An 18409-nucleotide genomic window follows, 5' to 3' on the forward strand; every position below is an offset into this window, starting at 1 on the left:
GGAGTTTTTTATTTTCATTGTGAATCCTCGGGAACAAGCATAGTGAGATGATGTTTTTTCACTTCGATCGTACAAGGTGTTGTTCCGTATACCTCGCCATCTGTATCCGCGTCCATCTCACGTCCGGTTTCGATTTCAATCCTGGAGGCCTGAATATAGGACAGCTCTCCTTTGAAATCATCAAATGAACCCTGCTCCATCGTCATCAGCTCCCGCAACGCGGCAAGGCTTGTGTTGCGGCAGATTAACACATCGGCTAAGCCGTCCCGGAGGCTGGCATCAGGCAGGGGAACTCTGTTTGTCCCGATATAATGCCCGTTCATGACAAGCACCATTACGGCTTCGTCTTCTTTCACCTCGCCGTCAATCGTCAATTTGACAGGAAACGGGTTCGCGCTTGTCATCGTCCGCAAGGCGCTCGTGAAGTAGCTGATTTTACCAAGCCATGCTTTTTCAGTTTCATTGATATGGCTTGATGCTTCGGTGATCAATCCGATGCCCCAGAAGTTCAGAAAATAGCCGTCATCCGTTTTACAGACGTCAATCATCTGTTTATGTCCGGCCGCGAGCGCTTCAGCGGCCTTTTGAAGGTTTTGCGGGATGCCGAGCGCCCGGGAGAAATCGTTGCACGTTCCTCCCGGCAAAATGCCGACAGCGGGTCTGTGATCAAGCTTGCTGATGCTGTTGATGCATTGATGCACAGTGCCGTCCCCGCCTAAAATATATAAATGGTCAACTGAACTGTCGAGATTTTCACAATACTGACGGGCATCATCCTGATGTTTGGTCGGTTTAATCAAAAGTTCGTCAGCTGACTGGGCCAAAATGGGGACGACCGTGCCGAGCGTTTTATCAATCTGTTTTTGTCCGGCGTTTCCGTTATAAATTAATACTGCTTTCCGTTGGCTCATACGACTGCTCCTTTATTTCAGACAATCTCCTTAACAAGTTTCCCGTTTTTAAAAGGTCATAAACTTACATAGGGAACATAAAAGGGTCAAAAAACAATTGGTTATGAGCGGTGTCATTTGCCGATAGGGAGGTTCCTTGCTATCATAAGAAGAGATGATCAAAAAGGAGAGGTCCCAGTTGAATATGGATTTTAATTTATTTATGAATGATGTCGTGCGTCAAGCCCGCCAGGAAATCACGGCTGCCGGGTATACAGAGCTGAAAACCGCTGAGGAAGTGGACGAAGCGCTTTCGAAAAAAGGAACGACACTCGTTATGGTCAACTCTGTGTGCGGATGCGCAGGCGGTATTGCACGGCCTGCCGCGTACCATTCCGTACATTACGATAAACGACCGGATCAGCTTGTGACGGTATTTGCCGGACAGGATAAAGAAGCGACAGCCAAAGCGAGAGAATACTTTGAAGGCTATCCGCCGTCCTCTCCGTCATTTGCCATTTTAAAAGACGGGAAAATCATGAAAATGGTGGAACGCCATGAAATTGAAGGCCATGAGCCGATGGCCGTCGTCACAAAACTGCAGGAAGCATTTGAAGAATATTGTGAAGAAGTATAAGTGAAAGAAAAACCCCGGAGCCAAGCGCTTGCGGGGGTTTTTTATATGGAATCTGTATAAATATAAATATTTATACATCGGTGTTCAGCTGTCACTAATCTGAAAAACAATGACTATAATAAACACAGAAAGGAAAATATATTTTTCAAAAATAGTATTGCATCACACTTAAAAAGTGTTTAAAATACAAGTTAACGAATAAATATTCAATTTTAAGAGATCAGTAGATATGGGGGAAATGAATCATGAAGAAATGGCTGTTGGTATTAGCTGCCGCATGTATCACCTTTGCGCTGTCCGCCTGCGGATCAGGCAATTCAGGCTCAGAGGGCGGAAAGAACAAGCTGATTATGGGTACATCGGCTGACTATAAACCATTTGAATATAAAGACGGCGATCAGATCACCGGGTTTGACGTTGATCTGGCAAAAGCTCTGGGCAAAAAGACCGGCTATGACGTTGAGGTGCAGGACATGGACTTCAACAGCCTGATTACAGCCTTGAAGTCCAAGCAGGTAGATATGATTTTATCTGGAATGACACCTACGCCGGAACGGAAAAAGCAAGTTGATTTTTCTGATATTTATTATACTGCTAACAATATGATTGTTACGAAAAAGGGAAGCAGCATTAAATCCCTGAATGATCTGAAAGGCAAAACCGTCGGTGTGCAGCTCGGCTCCATTCAAGAGGAAAAAGGCAAGAAGCTCGCTTCGAAATACGGTTTTCAGCTCGAAGACCGCAACCGGATCTCAGATTTAACCGAAGAGATCAAATCCGGGCGTTTTGATGCCGCGATTATCGAAGACATCGTAGCACAAGGCTATTTCAATTCAAATCAAGATCTGCAGGGCTTTGCGTCAGCAGATGCGAAATCAGACGAATCGGGCTCCGCGATTGCGTTCCGCAAAGACAGTGATCTGACAGCGAAGTTTAACAAAGCGCTGAAAGAAATGGAGAAAAACGGAGAAATCGAAAAACTGAAGAAAAAATGGTTCACCAACGAGAAATAAAAGAAAGCTCAACTTTTCGTTGAGCTTTTTATCTTGAATAAAGACAAAGGAGATCACACGTATGAATTTGGATTTCTCAGCGACAATCCCCCAAATTCCTTTTATATTGGAAGGCCTTGCGGTCACATTGAAAATTGTGCTCGTTTCAGCGGTCATCGGTCTTGTATTAGGAATCGTGCTCAGCTTATTTAAAATCAGCACGATCAGTCCGCTGAAATGGATTGCGGATTTTTATACTTCGATATTCCGCGGCACGCCGCTCGTGCTGCAGCTGATGATCATCTATTTCGGTATGCCGCAGCTCCTCGGCTTTCAGATCGATCAATTTTGGGCGGCAGTCACCGCATTATCGCTCAATTCGGCCGCTTACGTCTCTGAAATTATCAGAGCGGGAATCAACGCAATTGACAAAGGACAAAAAGAGGCAGCCGTCGCTCTCGGCGTGCCATACGGAAAAATGATGAAAGATCTGCTGCTGCCGCAGGCGTTTAAAAACATTTCTCCGGCTATTATTAACGAATTAATCACCTTAACGAAAGAATCGGCGATCGTCACAGTTATCGGTCTTGGCGACATTATGAGACGGGCCTACCAGTCCGGCGCCGCAACATACAACTATTTAGAACCTCTTATTGTGGCGGGCTTAATCTATTACGTGCTCGTTTTGATCTTAGCATTCATCGGAAAAGGCGTAGAAAGGAAGCTGAAAGCCAATGATTAAGGTCGACAACCTGTCAAAATCATTCGGGAAACATGAAGTACTGAAAAACATTTCAACACAGATCGAAGAAGGGGAAGTCGTCGCTGTCATCGGCCCTTCAGGTTCCGGCAAATCAACGTTTCTGCGCTGCTTAAATCTGCTGGAAACCCCGAGCGGCGGAACGATTGCCATTAAAGAAAACGAAATCACCGCAGCTAAAACGAATAAACTGAAAGTGCGGGAAAATATCGGCATGGTATTTCAGCATTTTCATTTGTTTCCTCATAAAACGGTGCTTGAAAATATCACATACGCGCCGGTCAGCGTGAAGAAAGAGTCTAAAAAGGAGGCGGAGGAAAAGGCGTGCGCTCTCCTTGAAAAAGTCGGACTGCTTGACAAACGGAACGACTATCCGAACCGTTTGTCAGGCGGACAGAAGCAGCGGGTCGCCATCGCGCGGGCGCTTGCCATGAATCCTGACATCATGCTGTTTGATGAACCGACCTCGGCTCTTGACCCGGAAATGGTCAAAGAAGTTCTTGAGGTGATGAAAGAGCTCGCGCAGACGGGCATGACAATGGTGATCGTAACGCACGAAATGGGATTTGCCAAAGAAGTCGCAGACCGCGTATTATTTATGGATGAAGGGACGATCGTGGAAGACGGGCAGCCGGAAGAATTTTTTCTTTCTCCGAAGTCAAAAAGAGCACAGGACTTTTTAGAAAAAATATTATAAAATATAACTGGAAGAAAAGAAGAAGAATGCTCTTCTTCTTTTTTTTGAGAAAGAAACAAACAGAATGGAGCAAGCAATGTTTAAAATCGGTTACCGCACACTAAAGACCGCACTTGGAACGGCGCTGGCCATTTATTTAGCCCAGCTGTTGCATCTGCAAAACTTCGCATCCGCAGGAATCATCACCATATTGTGCATCCAGATTACGCAAAAGCGGTCGCTTCAGGCCTCGTGGGCCCGATTTGCCGCCTGTTTATTGGCAATCGTCTTCTCATATGTCTTTTTCGGGCTGATCGGCTATTATCCGTTTGCGATCGGAATATTGCTGGTGCTGTTCATTCCGACTACAGTCGTTTTAAAAATAAACGAAGGGATCGTCACCAGCTCAGTAATCATTCTTCATTTATATATGTCCGGCGGCATTACGATGGCGTTTATCTGGAATGAGTTCCAGCTGATCACCGTAGGTATCGGCGTCGCGCTGTTAATGAATCTGTATATGCCGAGCCTTGACAGAAAACTCGCGGCGTACCGGAAAAAAATCGAGGACAACTTTTCCGTCATCTTCGCCGAAATCGAACGGTATTTGTTAACTGGTGAGCAAGATTGGTCGGGGAAGGAAATACCGGAGACGCATCAGATGATTCAAGAGGCGAAAAACCTCGCCTATCGGGACGTGCAGAATCATATTTTGCGCCATGAAAATCTTTACTATCATTATTTTAAGATGAGACAGAAACAATTTGAAATCATTGAACGGCTGCTGCCGAAGATTACCTCTATTTCAATAACGGTGGAGCAGGGCAAAATAATCGCCCATTTCATCCGTGAATTAAGGGAAGCCATTCATCCCGGCAATACCGCTCATAAATTTTTAAAAAGACTTGCAGAAATGAGAACGGAATTTGAAGAAATGCCGCTCCCGGCAACGCGCGAGGAGTTTGAAGCGCGGGCGGCTTTGTTCCACCTCCTCGGTGAGATGGAACAATATCTCGTGATTAAAAGTTATTTCAAAGGCATCAAGCTGTAAAAAACATATGGATCAATCGCATGAGTCCTCCTTTCATTGGTCATTCTAATGAAAAAAGGAGGGGAGCCCATGCGATTTTTTTTATTGTCAGCCGCCCTGCTGCTGTCTCCGCTTTGGCCGCTTGGCGCAAACCCTTTGCCGGGTGACCCTTATATTATCGTCAATAAAGCCACAAATGCGCTTGCTGTTGTGAAGGATAACCGAATAGAAGGCATTTATCAGGTGGCGACGGGAAAAACGGATGATTTGACGCCTGAAGGAGAATTTACGGTAACGGTCAAAGCCGTCAATCCGTATTACCGGAAGAAAAATGTAAAGGGAGGCGCGCCGGAAAACCCGCTCGGCGTCCGCTGGATCGGTTTTGACGCGAAAGGAACCGACGGCAGGATATACGGCATTCACGGAACAAACAGAGAAGAGCTGATCGGGGGGTTTGTATCAAACGGCTGCATCCGTATGAAAAACCGGGATGTCATCCGTATTTTCCGGATTATCCCTCCCGGAACGAAAGTATTGATTACAAAAGAAAACCGCTCATTCGAGGACATTGCAATAGAGCGGAAAGCCCTCATAAAAAAGCAGGAAACCCCCTTGCAATGAGGCGCCTGCTTTTTTACCGCAAATACATCATAATGCCTGAGAGGAGGGTTGAAAGTATAAATACGCCTAAAATGACGATGACGGCGCTTTTCATAAATTTTTGAGACATTGTTTCACTCCTTAAGATTACTGTCTATCATTTTAACGTGTTTTGCTTGTATGAACAAGCCATATCCTATGGCGGAAAGCAGGTGGCCGCGCTATGAAAAAACTTGATCATGTCGGCATTGCCGTCAGCTCTATTGATGCCGCGAGAGGATTTTACGAACGGATGCTCGGGCTTACGTATATGGGAGACGAGCTGGTAAGCGGCCAAAATGTGAGAGTTGCTTTTTTAGAGGCGGGAGGCACAAAGCTTGAGCTGATTGAGCCGCTGTCGGACGCGTCTCCCGTCAGCTTTTTTTTACAGAAAAGAGGCGAAGGGCTGCATCATTTGGCATTCCGCTGCGCCGATATGAAGGAAACGATCAAGGAGCTTGAATCATGCCGCATGACTTTGATCCATCATGAACCGCAAAGCGGAGCGGGCGGGAAGAAGATCGCATTTCTCTCTCCAAAAGAGGCGAACGGGGTCCTGATTGAGCTTTGTGAAACAATTGAAAAAGGAGAAACTCAAGATGAGCATGAGTGATCATATCAGACACTTAAACGAAAGACGTTCCTTTTTAACAAACGGCGGCGGAGCGGAAAAAAATGAAAAACAGCACAAAAAAGGCAAGCTGACGGCAAGAGAAAGAATTGACTATTTATTGGACGAAGACAGTTTTTCAGAGCTGCAGACGTTTGCCAAGAGCCGCATGCCCGGGTGCCGGAATGCTCCGGGAGACGGAGTCGTTACCGGATACGGCACAATTGACGGACGGCCCGTGTATTTGTTTGCCCATGACTTTACCGTACTCGGCGGGACGCTCGGCGAGACACATGCGGAAAAAATCGCGGCGGTGATGGATCTGGCGGCGAAAAACAAAACCCCGATCATCGGGCTGAACGACTCAGGTGGTGCGAGAATTCAAGAGGGTGTGGTATCATTAAATGGATACGGTCATATCTTTAGGCGCAACGTCCTTTACTCGGGAGTGATTCCGCAAATTTCTGTCATCCTTGGGCCGTGTGCCGGCGGTGCTGTTTATTCACCCGCATTGACGGATTTTGTGATTATGGCGGAACATACGTCGCACATGTTTATTACAGGCCCGAAAGTCATTGAACAGGTTACGGGTGAACAGATTGACGCGGAAAGTTTAGGCGGTGCGGGAATACATAATGTGATAAGCGGAAGTGCCCACTATTCCGCACGAACGGAAAAAGAGGCTCTTTCCGCTGTGAAAACCCTGCTTTCTTATCTCCCGCACGGCGGACAGACGGCATTGCCCGTTAAAAAGGAAGACGCCAGACCGTTATTAAATACCCTCGTTCCCGCGGACAGTTCGAAACCTTACGATGTGTTACAGGTAATAAAAGAGCTGGCGGATGACGGAACGTTTTTTGACATTCAGCCGTATTTTGCCAAAAACATTGTTGTCGGTTTTCTGAAACTCGGACGGCGTACAGTCGGTGTTGTCGCAAACCAGCCGAAACACTTGGCGGGGAGCCTCACGATTGATGCCGCTGACAAAGCGTCGAGATTCATCCGTTTTTGCGACGCGTTTCATATTCCGTTATTGACAATCGCTGATGTTCCGGGATTTCTCCCGGGCTTTCAGCAGGAACATGCGGGAATCATCCGTCACGGAGCAAAATTGCTGTATGCTTTTGCCGAAGCAACGGTGCCGAAAGTGACGCTCATCATCAGAAAAGCTTACGGAGGCGCCTATGTCGCCATGAATTCGAAAGGGCTCGGGGCAGATCTTGTATTCGCCTGGCCCAATGCGGAAATCGCCGTGATGGGAGCGGAAGGCGCGGCGTCGATTTTATACAGCAGAGACATACAGGCTTCTGACGACCCGGAGAAAACGAAGCGCGAAAAAAAAGCCATATACGAAAAGGAAAACGCCGGTCCGTATAAAGCGGCGGCCTGCGGAATGGTGGATGATATCATCCGGCCGGAAGACTCGAGGAAAAAATTGATTCAGGCATTTGACATGCTTGCGCATAAGGAAGAGGAAAGACCGAAAAAAAAGCACGGTAATATACCGCTTTAAACGGAGGGAACTGAAAATGGTAAACGAAAAACGTCTGCTTGAAGAATTTCTTGAACTCGTTCAAATTGATTCAGAGACAAAACATGAAGCGGAAATCAGCAAGGTGCTCAAACAAAAATTCACTGATTTAGGGTTGAGCGTAAAAGAAGATGATACAAAAGAAGTGACGGGGCATGGAGCCGGCAACTTAATCTGTACGTTAAAGGGCACAAAAGATGCGGATACGATTTATTTCACATCGCACATGGACACGGTTGTCCCGGGCAAAGGCGTTAAGCCGATTGTGGAAGACGGCTATGTAAAATCCGACGGCACGACGATTCTCGGCGCTGATGATAAGACGGGACTTGCCGCAATGTTTGAAGCCATTAAAGTGCTGAAAGAACAAAACATCGAGCACGGCACCATTGAATTCATTATCACGGCCGGAGAAGAATCGGGATTAGTCGGGGCAAAAGCAATGGATCGTTCAGACATTACCGCGAAATACGGTTTTGCGCTTGATTCAGACGGAAAAGTCGGCAACATTATTGTAGCCGCGCCGACACAAGCGAAAGTGAGAGCAACCATTTTCGGGAAAACGGCTCATGCGGGAGTAGAACCGGAAAAAGGCATCTCCGCGATTACAATCGCGTCAAAAGCGATCTCTAAAATGCCGCTCGGCCGTATTGATAAAGAAACAACGGCTAATATCGGACGTTTCGAAGGCGGCACGCAAACCAATATCGTCTGCGACCAGGTTGATATTCTGGCTGAAGCGCGTTCATTAGTGCCTGAAAAAATGGAAGCGCAAGTGCAGAAAATGAAAGAAGCTTTCGAATCTGCTGCAGCTGAGATGGGAGGCCGCGCGGAAGTGGACATCGCGGTCATGTATCCGGGTTTCAAATATCAGGACGGCGATCAGGTTGTGGAAGTCGCGAAAAAAGCGGCGGCAAAAATCGGCCGGCCGAGCGAACTTCAGACAAGCGGCGGCGGAAGTGACGCAAACGTCATTGCCGGCCACGGCATTCCGACAGTCAACCTGTCAGTAGGCTATGAACAAATCCATACGAAAAATGAAAAAATGCCGATTGAAGAGCTCGTCAAAACGGCGGAAATGGTCGTTGCCATTATCGAAACAGCGGCCAACTAAAAACGAAGCACCCAGTTGATTGGGTGCTTTTTTCATTCTTCATAATAATTGGCTTAAAGCCTTGCAGATACAAGAAAAAAACCCTGCCGGATAGGTTTCCGGCAGGGTTTCAGTATTATGATTTGGCGGGCTCCGCCTGAGCCGCAGCTTGTTTCTTTTTATGATGCGTCTGCTGTAAAAGTACATTCTGCACTGTCAAAAACAGTCCGCTTGTAAACCAGTAAAGCGGCAGCGCAGCCGGTACGTTAAGTGAAAAAATGGTCATCATGACAGGGAAAATAAAGACCATGATTTTTGCTGACTGCATCGCGGCCGGATTTTGAGCAGCCGGTGAATATTTCTCGTTTAATTTTTGGGAAATATAAGCCTGTAAGAAATACATGGCTCCCGCGCACAGTGATACAAGAATATCAGAATGCCCTAAGCTGAACCACAGAAATGAGTGTGAAGCGATTTCCGGCGTTGAGCGGATGGCGTAATAAAAACCAATCAAAATCGGGAATTGCACCAGCATCGGAAGACATCCCATTGCCATCGGATTCAGATTGTGCTCACGGTAAAGCTTCATCATTTCCATTTGCAGTTCTTTTTGTTTTTCCGCATCTTTCGTTTGTTTCATTTTAGCCTGAATGCTGTCGACCTGCGGTTTGATCACAGCCATTTTTTCCTGGAACACCCGCTGTTTCTTAAATTGGTTCACAAACAAAGGCAATACAACGATCCGGACGATAATCGTCACCAGAATAATCGACAGTCCGTACTCACCGTGGAACAGGCCCGCCACACCTTTTAAAAGTGCCGAAAACGGCTCGATCAGGTAATCGTGGAAAAAACCGATATTCCCGAGGCCTCCCGTCTGAGTCTGAGATGTCGCCGCAAAAGCCGAGCGGCCTGTGCACAGTACGATAAAAAATAATCCGAATGCGATCCATTTTTGATATGTTTTAGACAATTATGTCTCCTCCTTTTTATCTTCACTTGCCGTTATAAAAGGAGGAAGCTGACATCTTCATCATCATTCGCCGGTGAATTCATGCGGATGACTTTACGTATCCAAGTTGTAATGCGATGATATATAATAATAAGAAAGTCTGTTCGGTTCAGCTGAACGACTGCTTGATGTTCATCTATTCGTTTCGTTCTCCAATGCTCGCCTGCGCGGCGCTCACGCAAAAGAAAAGCGATGCCGATCGCGGTCAGAGCGGGAAGAATAATTGTGAAAAAATCGACTAAAAATAAAAAGTCATTCATTGACTCAAGAATCATTTTATCACATCCATTCAGCTCTTATTTTACTACATATATATAAGGTTGTCTATGAAAGGAAAGGAGGCGCCGGGAGTGGCCGGAAAAGGGAGAATTATATTTCATATCGATATGAACAGTTTTTATGCCTCCGTAGAAATGGCGTATGATCCGTCTTTAAGAGGAAAACCTATCGCCGTTGCCGGAAACGTGAAGGAACGGAAAGGAATCATCGTCACCTGCAGCTACGAAGCGAGAGCGCGGGGCGTAAAGACCACCATGCCGGTGTGGCGGGCAAAACGCCTCTGTCCGGAACTCATCGTCGTGCCGCCGAATTTTGACCGCTACCGGAGTTCGTCAAAAGAAATGTTCAGCATTCTGAGGGAGTATACGGATTTAGTCGAGCCTGTTTCTATTGATGAAGGATACATGGATATTACGGACACACCGCACAGACACAGGGCGTATGAGACAGCCGAAGACATTCAGGCGAGACTGCAAAAAGAGCTTTTGCTTCCGTCAAGCATCGGCATCGCCCCGAATAAATTTCTTGCCAAAATGGCGTCTGACATGAAAAAACCGCTCGGCATCACCATTTTAAGAAAAAGAGAGCTGCCGGACGTCTTATGGCCTCTTCCGATTGAAGAGATGCACGGTATAGGAACGAAAACTGCGGAAAAAATAAAAACGCTCGGCATCAAAACGATCGGTGATTTGGCAAAAGGAGATGAACATGCGCTGAAAACGCTTCTCGGCATAAACGGCCCGAGGCTGAAGGATAAAGCGAACGGCATCCATCCTGCAGAAGTCAATCCCGAGCGGATTTATGAATTTAAAAGCGTCGGCAACTCATCCACCCTGTCGCATGATTCGGCTGACTGGGATGAATTAACGGGTGTGTTTGACCGGCTCGCGCTGTCTGTGAGCGAACGGCTCCAGCGTAAGGAGGTCATGGCCTGCCGGCTGTTCATCATGATTCGGTATGCGGATTGGAAAACGGTCACAAGAAGCATGACCCTCAACAATCCGGCTGATCAGAAAAAAGACATCATGGAAGCGGCGATGGAACTGTTTGACAAGCACTGGAACCAAAATCCGGTAAGGCTTCTCGGCATCACCGGGACGGAACTGGTTGAAAAACAGCAGGCGTATAAACAGCTTGATCTGTTTTCATTCAAGGAGGACGCAAAGGATGAGCCGATTTTTCAGATGATGAACGAGCTGAATGAAAAATACGGCCAAAACCTGATCAGAAAAGGCGCCGTTATAAAAAAAGAAGAAAGCAAAACAAGGGGAACGAGCTTTAACAGAGACTTTTTTCAGGATGAAAAGAAAAGGTGAATAACTTGAAAAAAGGGGTTATGTATGATAATTTCTTTAGTATAAATATCATTTTATTTTAATTTAAATTTTAAAATGGTTAAACGTTTGAAGAAGGGACGTTAGAATATGTCAAAACAACAAATCGGAGTTATCGGTCTTGCGGTAATGGGTAAAAATCTGGCTCTTAACATCGAAAGCCGGGGATTTTCTGTGTCTGTATACAACAGATCAAGCAGCAAAACGGAAGAGTTTTTAGAAGAGGCAAAAGGCAAAAATGTTGTCGGTACATACAGCATTGAGGAGTTTGTCCAGTCTCTTGAAACACCCCGTAAAATTTTATTAATGGTTAAAGCGGGAACTGCAACGGATGCGACGATTCAATCTCTTCTTCCTCATCTGGAAAAAGACGATATTTTGATTGACGGCGGAAATACATACTATAAAGATACACAGCGCCGGAACAAAGAGCTTGCCGAAAGCGGCATTCACTTTATCGGAACGGGTGTATCAGGCGGTGAAGAGGGAGCGCTGAAAGGGCCTTCTATTATGCCGGGCGGCCAAAAGGAAGCGCACGAACTCGTGAAACCGATTCTAGAAGCCATTTCTGCTAAAGTGGACGGAGAAGCTTGTACGACATACATCGGCCCGGACGGAGCGGGGCACTATGTAAAAATGGTGCACAACGGTATCGAATACGGTGACATGCAGCTGATCTCTGAGTCATATTTCATTCTGAAACAGGTGCTCGGATTGTCTGCCGAAGAGCTTCACGAAGTATTCGCTGAGTGGAACAAAGGAGAGCTTGACAGCTATCTGATCGAAATCACGGCTGACATTTTCACTAAAAAAGATGAAGAAACGGGCAAACCGCTTGTTGACGTTATCCTTGATAAAGCAGGCCAAAAAGGAACGGGTAAATGGACAAGCCAAAGTGCTCTTGACTTAGGCGTGCCGCTTCCGATTATCACTGAATCTGTTTTTGCGCGTTTCATTTCCGCAATGAAAGAAGAGCGTGTGAAAGCAAGCGGTCTTCTGTCCGGACCAGACGTTAAGCCGGTCACTGAAAATAAAGAAGAGCTGATTGAAGCGGTCAGAAAAGCGCTCTTCATGAGTAAAATCTGTTCTTACGCACAAGGCTTCGCCCAAATGAAAGCCGCGTCTGAAGAATATAACTGGGATCTGAAATACGGTGAAATCGCGATGATTTTCCGCGGCGGCTGTATCATCCGCGCGGCGTTCCTGCAAAAGATCAAAGACGCGTATGACCGTGAACCGGAGCTTGACAACCTGCTGTTAGACAGCTACTTCAAAAACATTGCAGAAAGCTACCAAGGCGCCCTTCGCCAAGTGATTTCACTTGCCGTAGCCCAAGGCGTGCCGGTACCTTCGTTCTCAAGCGCACTTGCGTATTACGACAGCTACCGTACGGCAGTGCTTCCTGCAAACTTGATTCAAGCGCAGCGTGATTACTTCGGCGCGCATACGTATGAACGCACAGATAAAGAAGGCATTTTCCATACTGAATGGATGAAGTAATGAAGAAGCCCCCGCAGTTATTGCGGGGGCTTTTCTGATATTAAAAACCGCGGGCCGTCATGAACGGCGCCGCGGTTTTTGATGTTTTCTTATATATTCCACCAGTGGAGACCGTCTTTTTCAAGAAGATCGTCCGAAGCTTTCGGTCCCATTGACCCGGCTTCATAATTCGGAGAAAGGGTTTTGTCGGCTGCCCACGTTTCGGAAATCGCATCGACGAAATTCCAGGAAAGCGCCACTTCGTCCCAATGGGCAAAGTTTGTCGCATCACCGAGCAGACAGTCATGGATTAATTTTTCATAGGCTTCCGGTGTGTTCATTTCATCACTGCAGTTGCTGCAGTAATCCAGCTTAATCGGCTGAGCATGAGCGGCTCCGCCTAATTTTTTAGCGTTCAGATATAGTGTGATGCCTTCATCCGGCTGAATATGGATGACAAGCAGGTTCGGATTTACATTCGTTTCATTGCCGTAATAAAGGTTCATCGGAATGTCTTTAAATTGAACGACGATTTTCGTTGATTTTTCTTTCATCCGTTTCCCTGTGCGGATATAAAACGGAACGCCGGCCCAGCGGAAGTTATCGATTAACAGCTTTCCGGACACGAATGTTTCCGTATTGGAATCCGGTGCTACATTTTGTTCATCTGTATAGCTCGGTACAGCGTTTCCGTCAATCGTTCCCGCTTGGTATTGTCCGCGGACGAAGAAGTCACTCACTTCGTTTGGAGCGACAGGGCGGAGAGCTCTCAGCACCTTCACTTTTTCGCTGCGGATTTCTTCCGTGTTCAGTTTAATCGGCGGTTCCATCGCCAAGAGAGCGACCATTTGTAAAATATGGTTTTGAACCATATCACGGAGTGCGCCTGATTTCTCGTAATATCTCGCACGATCCTCAACGCCGAGATCCTCACTTGACGTAATCTGGATGTTTGAGATGTAGCGGTTATTCCACAGCGGCTCAAACAGCGCATTCGCAAACCGGATGACTTCGATATTTTGAACCATTTGTTTGCCTAAGTAATGGTCGATCCGGTAAATTTGATCTTCCGTGAAAGCTTCGCGTATTTCTTTGTTAAGCTCTTTCGCACTCGGCAGGTCATGGCCGAACGGTTTTTCAATGACGAGACGGGACCAGCCATTTGTCGCTGTGACACCTTCGTTTTTAAGTGATTTTGCGATAGTGCCGAAAAACTCAGGAGCCATCGCCAAGTAAAACATTCTGTTGTTCGGGATTTCATATGTATGTTCAAGCTGATCAAGCAGGACATTCAGCTCCTGATAGGAACCCGGATTCGTTACATCAAACGGATGGTAATAAAAATGAGATGTGAAATCGTCTATGTCTTTTTGCCCGGCAGAAGAAACAGACGTTTTAACGGTTTCCCGGAGGTCCTCGTTTGACCAAGGTCTTCTTCCAACACCTACAACTGCAAACTCTTCACCAATTTGACCATTTTTATATAAACGGTGAATGGATGGGTAAAGTTTTCGTTTTGCCAAATCCCCTGTGGCACCAAATATTACAATTACTGCTTTTGGTTTGTCGTTTGTTTTCACTTAGAGTACCTCACTTTATCTGAAGCATGGTTTAAAACCCCGCATATTTCCTTCATTTTAAATCTAAAATTCGTTGAAAGCAAACATTTCAGCCTGTTTTTTGCGGTTTGCGGAAAAAAATTAATCAGGCCGGAGAAGGCCCGGGTGAATTCACATTTTCAGCTTGATCCTGTATCCTTAGTAGTACAAAGATCTAGGAGGAAGCATTGTGGAATTATTATTTTTAGGGACGGGGGCCGGCATGCCGGCAAAGACGAGAAACGTAACGTCCGTCGCGCTGAAGCTTCTTGAAGAAAGGCGTTCCGTATGGCTGTTTGATTGCGGAGAAGCCACTCAGCATCAGATATTACATACAACAATCAAACCGAGGAAAATTGAGAAGATTTTCATCACCCACCTTCACGGCGACCATGTTTACGGTCTTCCGGGTCTGTTGGGGAGCCGTTCATTTCAGGGCGGTGAAGAAGAGCTGACGATTTACGGGCCAAAAGGCATTAAAGCCTTTATCGAAACAAGCCTGCACGTGACGGCGACTCATCTGACGTATCCTCTTACCGTACATGAAATCGAAGAGGGGACGGTTTTTGAAGATGAGCAATTCATTGTTACCGCAGCATCCGTCATTCACGGCGTGGAAGCGTTCGGCTACCGGGTTCAGGAAAAGGATATTCCCGGCGCGTTGCAGGCCGGCAGATTGAAAGAAATGAATATCCCGCCCGGACCCGTCTATCAGAAAATCAAAAAAGGCGAAACGGTCACACTTGACGATGGCAGAATCATTAACGGGCGGGATTTTTTGGAACCGCCGAAAAAAGGGAGAATCGTCGCTTTTTCCGGGGATACGAGGGCATCAGAGCGGGTAACGGAGCTGGCGCGCAATGCGGATGTGCTTGTTCATGAAGCGACGTTTGCCAAGGAAGATGCAAAGCTCGCACATAATTATTATCACGCAACGACAGAACAGGCTGCGCAAACGGCAAAAAAAGCAGGCGCCAAACAGCTGATTTTAACTCATATCAGCGCAAGGTATCAGGGTGAATCGCCGATAGAGCGTCTCGAACATGAGGCGAAAGCGGTATTTGAAAACAGTAAGATCGCATTTGACTTCATGGAGGTCACTGTGGAGCGGTCTTAAAAAATGGACGCTTGACATTTTTTTCTGATGAGATATAATAAAACGAAATAATTACGATTTGTATAAGGGGTGAAAATGATGCGTGTGAATGTTACATTGGCCTGTACAGAGACAGGGGACAGAAATTATATTACGACGAAGAACAAACGGACGAATCCGGACCGGTTAGAAATGAAAAAGTATTCACCCCGGTTGAAAAAGTATACGTTGCATCGTGAGACAAAATAGATCACGATAACAAAAGCCATTGTGCCGCTGCACAATGGCTTTTGTTTAATCAGTTTACCGCCTGATAGGCAGGAGCATTCATTTGCTGGCGCACCGCGCACCAAACATCATAAATGGCAAGGTGGACGATGTGCGGTTCATCGTGGTGAATGGCATGAGAACTGTTTTTGGCCTGAATCCATCCGCTTTGATAAGAGACATCAAGCATGCTTCTGTGCAGTTTCACCCATTGTTCATGAGCGTGCTTTAAGTGCTCATCCCGCTCTCCCGATGATAAAATCAACAGCGGCATATCGCCGAAATGAATCTGCTGATGCTTGATCTGACGAAGGCTCGTCAAAAATTCCGCGTGTGATCCTTCCAATATGAACTGTTTCAAATAGGCGGCTTTCATTTCTTCGGGAAGAAGCGGAAGCACTTTCGTCTCCTGATCCTCAGAAACCGGATCAAGCATCACCATCCCGAGAATATCCCGGCGGTTCCGGCTCGCCCAAAGTCTGCTGATAATCGCGCCGTATGAATGCGAGACGACAAGATAAGGAGGCTTGACGCCGGCCTTCAGAAGAAGAGCGTTTAATTCCTGTACCATGTGGTCCGCCGTTCTCTTGTTTCGGCTTTGTCCGCTTTTGCCGATTCCGGCTCTGTCATATGTGAAAACCCCAAATTCTTCATCTATGTCAGCGAGTAATGATGTCCATGTTTCAGAAGAAGTGCCGTAGCCGGCTTCAAAGACGATCGTCACTTCGCCGGCGCCTTTACGGTGTTTCGTATAAAACGGACACCCGTCAATCAGATATGTCCTTTCCATCCATGCTGCTTTCATTGGAGTCATCCCCTCTAATTGGTTCTATAGGGAAGACGGAGAAGCTTCGGCAATCGTTTCTCAAAAAATAAAAAAAGAGACAGCCGGATCGAAAAACTCCGGCTGTCACTTCATCACCATGCTCTGTCGTATTGAACCGGTGACGGTATTTCAGTATTCAGCTGCTTCGCTGCACTCCTTGCAAAGTGCGGATCGCGCAGAAGTTCTCTCGCGACAAAAATAAGGTCAGCGCGGTTGTTTTGCAGAATTTCTTCCGCCATTGTTCCCGTCGTTATCAAACCGACGGCGCCTGTTGCGATTTCGGCCTGTTCACGGATTTTCTCCGCAAAGCTCACTTGGTAGCCTGGGAAGACGTTAATATCAGCTTGAACGAGTGCGCCTGAGCTGCAATCAATGAGGTCGACTCCCTGTTCTTTCATCCACTTCGCAAAACCGATATGATCCGCAATGTCCAGCCCTTTGTCTGTATAATCCGATGCAGAAATACGGACAAATAACGGGCCGTCCCAGACTTCCTTGACGGCTTCAATGGTCTCGCCTAAGAAGCGGTAGCGATTTTCATGTGAGCCTCCGTATTCGTCTGTACGGTGATTGGACAGAGGGGACAAAAATTCGTGCATTAAGTAGCCGTGTGCCGCATGAAGTTCAATAATGTCAAAGCCGGCTTCTTTCGCGCGCGCCGCTGCCTGTTTGAATTCCTGAATGGTTTCTTTAATTTGTTCTGTCGTCATTTCAGCCGGTGTTTTGGACTGCTCATCGAACGGAATGGCTGACGGAGCGTAAATGTCTCCCTCAAGCTCAGCTTTACGTCCGGCGTGCGCAAGCTGAATGCCGATTTTAGATCCTTGCGCTTTCACTTGTTCCGTCAGTTTGGCAAAACCTTCGATATGATCATCGCTCCAAATGCCTAAATCCTGATCGGAAATGCGCCCCTGCGGATTAACGGCTGTCGCTTCCACGATAATCAGGCCGACCTGGCCGATTGCACGCGATATATAGTGCGCCATATGAAAAGGCTGCAGTTTTCCGTCCTTCTCATGTGAGGAATACATGCACATCGGTGCCATAACAATACGGTTTTTGATCGTTACATCTTTAACGGTCCATGGTGTGAATAATTTTCTGGCCATTTATTTCGCCTCCCGGAATGTTTTAGACATTGATTATAACAATTCATGATCATTCAGTCATATAAACTGCTCACGACTGAGTGCATTGTTATTATTGTTCTGGAAGGGCATTTTTTTATACACATCGGTGCCGTATCTTCATAACAGGCATTTACAGCCGATCATATAGCAAATATAGATGAGAAACGCACCGATGACTGCGTGGCCTCCTTTGAACCAGTTTGTCAGGATGAAAATACTGCTGATGAAGATCACCGCGCCGAAGGCACCGAATATTCCGTTTTTTTGAGCGGCTCTGAAATCGTCGGGGCTCATATTTTTCAGCTGCAAGTGAATATTCAGTAGCGTCATGATTGGCAGCAATGTAATAACGCCGGATAAAAATAAGTATTTCGATTTGCTTAAATACGCGGCGGCCACCATAACAGTGCCGCCGATAAAAAATTGAATGAGAAAACTCATGCTGAAACGCTCACCTTCTGTTTGTTATCAAGTATAATGATGGAGACATTGCCATTTTATTTTTGATTGATGTATAAGTAAACTAAATA

At 46.4% G+C, this 18409-nt stretch carries 21 protein-coding genes; 13 read left to right on the forward strand and 8 right to left on the reverse strand.

The genetic code is table 11. The annotated features are described in order from the left end of the window. Positions 1 to 14 precede the first annotated feature (14 nt). Entirely contained in the window at positions 15 to 911 is an 897-nt protein-coding gene (locus K3G25_RS06315; RefSeq protein WP_022552989.1) for a YegS/Rv2252/BmrU family lipid kinase, read from the reverse strand. A 178-nt stretch (positions 912 to 1089) separates the two neighbouring features. Here K3G25_RS06315 and brxB point away from each other — a divergent pair, with 178 nt between their 5' ends. From brxB to K3G25_RS06345, 6 genes are all read left to right on the forward strand, one after another. After that, a complete protein-coding gene (gene brxB / locus K3G25_RS06320) occupies positions 1090 to 1527 on the forward strand; it encodes a bacilliredoxin BrxB (RefSeq protein WP_003153223.1) in 438 nt (145 codons plus the stop codon). Between the two features lie 245 nt (positions 1528 to 1772). Continuing rightward, positions 1773 to 2540, forward strand: a complete 768-nt coding sequence (locus tag K3G25_RS06325; protein ID WP_014418331.1) for an arginine ABC transporter substrate-binding protein ArtP — start codon at positions 1773 to 1775, stop codon at positions 2538 to 2540. A 61-nt stretch (positions 2541 to 2601) separates the two neighbouring features. After that, the gene (locus tag K3G25_RS06330) at positions 2602 to 3261 is read left to right on the forward strand and encodes an arginine ABC transporter permease ArtQ (RefSeq protein WP_003153227.1); all 660 of its coding nucleotides are present in this window, start codon (positions 2602 to 2604) and stop codon (positions 3259 to 3261) included. Then, positions 3254 to 3976: an arginine ABC transporter ATP-binding protein ArtM gene (locus K3G25_RS06335; protein ID WP_003153229.1), complete on the forward strand. Its 723-nt coding sequence runs from the start codon at positions 3254 to 3256 to the stop codon at positions 3974 to 3976. Before K3G25_RS06330 ends, K3G25_RS06335 begins: the two co-directional genes overlap by 8 nt. Positions 3977 to 4052: 76 nt before the next feature. Next, positions 4053 to 5006, forward strand: coding sequence for an aromatic acid exporter family protein (locus tag K3G25_RS06340; protein WP_029326084.1), 954 nt, complete (start codon positions 4053 to 4055; stop codon positions 5004 to 5006). Between the two features lie 69 nt (positions 5007 to 5075). Beyond that, the gene (locus K3G25_RS06345) at positions 5076 to 5606 is read left to right on the forward strand and encodes a L,D-transpeptidase (RefSeq protein ID WP_014418329.1); all 531 of its coding nucleotides are present in this window, start codon (positions 5076 to 5078) and stop codon (positions 5604 to 5606) included. A 13-nt stretch (positions 5607 to 5619) separates the two neighbouring features. Here the strand turns inward: K3G25_RS06345 and prli42 are convergent, their stop codons facing one another. Then, the gene (gene prli42 / locus K3G25_RS06350; protein ID WP_007408390.1) at positions 5620 to 5715 is read right to left on the reverse strand and encodes a stressosome-associated protein Prli42; all 96 of its coding nucleotides are present in this window, start codon (positions 5713 to 5715) and stop codon (positions 5620 to 5622) included. A gap of 93 nt (positions 5716 to 5808) precedes the next feature. On the opposite strand from prli42, the gene mce reads away from it, so the two are divergent. Genes mce through K3G25_RS06365 form a run of 3 tightly spaced genes read left to right on the forward strand, consistent with a single transcriptional unit; the run spans position 5809 to position 8879 of the window. Continuing rightward, a complete protein-coding gene (gene mce / locus K3G25_RS06355) occupies positions 5809 to 6237 on the forward strand; it encodes a methylmalonyl-CoA epimerase (RefSeq protein ID WP_232489629.1) in 429 nt (142 codons plus the stop codon). Further along, positions 6224 to 7747, forward strand: coding sequence for an acyl-CoA carboxylase subunit beta (locus K3G25_RS06360; protein ID WP_370531141.1), 1524 nt, complete (start codon positions 6224 to 6226; stop codon positions 7745 to 7747). Before mce ends, K3G25_RS06360 begins: the two co-directional genes overlap by 14 nt. A gap of 16 nt (positions 7748 to 7763) precedes the next feature. Then, positions 7764 to 8879 carry a tripeptidase T gene (locus K3G25_RS06365; protein ID WP_003153237.1) on the forward strand — a complete coding sequence of 372 codons (1116 nt, stop codon included), beginning with the start codon at positions 7764 to 7766 and terminating at the stop codon, positions 8877 to 8879. A gap of 115 nt (positions 8880 to 8994) precedes the next feature. Here the strand turns inward: K3G25_RS06365 and K3G25_RS06370 are convergent, their stop codons facing one another. Beyond that, the gene (locus K3G25_RS06370; RefSeq protein ID WP_020956057.1) at positions 8995 to 9831 is read right to left on the reverse strand and encodes a membrane protein insertase YidC; all 837 of its coding nucleotides are present in this window, start codon (positions 9829 to 9831) and stop codon (positions 8995 to 8997) included. Between the two features lie 32 nt (positions 9832 to 9863). After that, positions 9864 to 10145: a hypothetical protein gene (locus tag K3G25_RS06375; RefSeq protein ID WP_003153239.1), complete on the reverse strand. Its 282-nt coding sequence runs from the start codon at positions 10143 to 10145 to the stop codon at positions 9864 to 9866. Between the two features lie 75 nt (positions 10146 to 10220). Here K3G25_RS06375 and K3G25_RS06380 point away from each other — a divergent pair, with 75 nt between their 5' ends. Together K3G25_RS06380 and gndA are read left to right on the forward strand one after the other, a co-directional pair. Then, entirely contained in the window at positions 10221 to 11465 is a 1245-nt protein-coding gene (locus K3G25_RS06380; RefSeq protein WP_095060997.1) for a DNA polymerase IV, read from the forward strand. 108 nt (positions 11466 to 11573) lie between these two features. After that, positions 11574 to 12983 carry an NADP-dependent phosphogluconate dehydrogenase gene (gene gndA, locus K3G25_RS06385; protein ID WP_003153241.1) on the forward strand — a complete coding sequence of 470 codons (1410 nt, stop codon included), beginning with the start codon at positions 11574 to 11576 and terminating at the stop codon, positions 12981 to 12983. Positions 12984 to 13072: 89 nt separating this feature from the next. On the opposite strand, the gene zwf is transcribed toward gndA, so the two are convergent. Continuing rightward, on the reverse strand, positions 13073 to 14542 hold the full coding sequence (zwf, locus tag K3G25_RS06390; RefSeq protein WP_012117935.1) for a glucose-6-phosphate dehydrogenase: 1470 nt from the start codon (positions 14540 to 14542) through the stop codon (positions 13073 to 13075). Between the two features lie 208 nt (positions 14543 to 14750). On the opposite strand from zwf, the gene rnz reads away from it, so the two are divergent. Next, complete coding sequence (rnz, locus tag K3G25_RS06395) at positions 14751 to 15677, forward strand: ribonuclease Z (protein ID WP_017418101.1); 927 nt, start codon at positions 14751 to 14753, stop codon at positions 15675 to 15677. Between the two features lie 78 nt (positions 15678 to 15755). Beyond that, on the forward strand, positions 15756 to 15905 hold the full coding sequence (gene rpmG, locus K3G25_RS06400; RefSeq protein ID WP_003153246.1) for a 50S ribosomal protein L33: 150 nt from the start codon (positions 15756 to 15758) through the stop codon (positions 15903 to 15905). Positions 15906 to 15954: 49 nt separating this feature from the next. Here the strand turns inward: rpmG and K3G25_RS06405 are convergent, their stop codons facing one another. The 3 genes from K3G25_RS06405 to K3G25_RS06415 all read right to left on the reverse strand — a co-directional run bounded on the left by K3G25_RS06405 (position 15955) and on the right by K3G25_RS06415 (position 18320). Continuing rightward, positions 15955 to 16728, reverse strand: a complete 774-nt coding sequence (locus tag K3G25_RS06405) for an alpha/beta fold hydrolase (protein ID WP_014418323.1) — start codon at positions 16726 to 16728, stop codon at positions 15955 to 15957. A 113-nt stretch (positions 16729 to 16841) separates the two neighbouring features. Next, the gene (gene namA / locus K3G25_RS06410) at positions 16842 to 17858 is read right to left on the reverse strand and encodes an NADPH dehydrogenase NamA (RefSeq protein ID WP_003153250.1); all 1017 of its coding nucleotides are present in this window, start codon (positions 17856 to 17858) and stop codon (positions 16842 to 16844) included. 138 nt (positions 17859 to 17996) lie between these two features. After that, the gene (locus tag K3G25_RS06415) at positions 17997 to 18320 is read right to left on the reverse strand and encodes a GlpM family protein (RefSeq protein ID WP_015240166.1); all 324 of its coding nucleotides are present in this window, start codon (positions 18318 to 18320) and stop codon (positions 17997 to 17999) included. Between the last annotated feature and the right edge of the window lie 89 nt (positions 18321 to 18409).

Origin of the sequence: Bacillus sp. FCW2 (assembly GCF_021228595.1) — a bacterium.
GTDB classification, from domain to species: domain Bacteria; phylum Bacillota; class Bacilli; order Bacillales; family Bacillaceae; genus Bacillus; species Bacillus velezensis.

Excerpts from the sequence above, each read along its gene's own strand:
- K3G25_RS06365 (WP_003153237.1), top strand. The coding sequence starts at position 7,764 with ATGGTAAACGAAAAACGTCTGCTTGAAGAATTTCTTGAACTCGTTCAA.
- K3G25_RS06330 (WP_003153227.1), top strand. The coding sequence starts at position 2,602 with ATGAATTTGGATTTCTCAGCGACAATCCCCCAAATTCCTTTTATATTG.
- K3G25_RS06405 (WP_014418323.1), bottom strand. The coding sequence starts at position 16,728 with ATGAAAGCAGCATGGATGGAAAGGACATATCTGATTGACGGGTGTCCG.
- namA (WP_003153250.1), bottom strand. The coding sequence starts at position 17,858 with ATGGCCAGAAAATTATTCACACCATGGACCGTTAAAGATGTAACGATC.
- prli42 (WP_007408390.1), bottom strand. The coding sequence starts at position 5,715 with ATGTCTCAAAAATTTATGAAAAGCGCCGTCATCGTCATTTTAGGCGTA.
- K3G25_RS06335 (WP_003153229.1), top strand. The coding sequence starts at position 3,254 with ATGATTAAGGTCGACAACCTGTCAAAATCATTCGGGAAACATGAAGTA.
- K3G25_RS06360 (WP_370531141.1), top strand. The coding sequence starts at position 6,224 with ATGAGCATGAGTGATCATATCAGACACTTAAACGAAAGACGTTCCTTT.
- K3G25_RS06315 (WP_022552989.1), bottom strand. The coding sequence starts at position 911 with ATGAGCCAACGGAAAGCAGTATTAATTTATAACGGAAACGCCGGACAA.
- gndA (WP_003153241.1), top strand. The coding sequence starts at position 11,574 with ATGTCAAAACAACAAATCGGAGTTATCGGTCTTGCGGTAATGGGTAAA.
- K3G25_RS06375 (WP_003153239.1), bottom strand. The coding sequence starts at position 10,145 with ATGATTCTTGAGTCAATGAATGACTTTTTATTTTTAGTCGATTTTTTC.
- K3G25_RS06345 (WP_014418329.1), top strand. The coding sequence starts at position 5,076 with ATGCGATTTTTTTTATTGTCAGCCGCCCTGCTGCTGTCTCCGCTTTGG.
- K3G25_RS06340 (WP_029326084.1), top strand. The coding sequence starts at position 4,053 with ATGTTTAAAATCGGTTACCGCACACTAAAGACCGCACTTGGAACGGCG.
- mce (WP_232489629.1), top strand. The coding sequence starts at position 5,809 with ATGAAAAAACTTGATCATGTCGGCATTGCCGTCAGCTCTATTGATGCC.
- rpmG (WP_003153246.1), top strand. The coding sequence starts at position 15,756 with ATGCGTGTGAATGTTACATTGGCCTGTACAGAGACAGGGGACAGAAAT.
- K3G25_RS06415 (WP_015240166.1), bottom strand. The coding sequence starts at position 18,320 with ATGAGTTTTCTCATTCAATTTTTTATCGGCGGCACTGTTATGGTGGCC.
- K3G25_RS06325 (WP_014418331.1), top strand. The coding sequence starts at position 1,773 with ATGAAGAAATGGCTGTTGGTATTAGCTGCCGCATGTATCACCTTTGCG.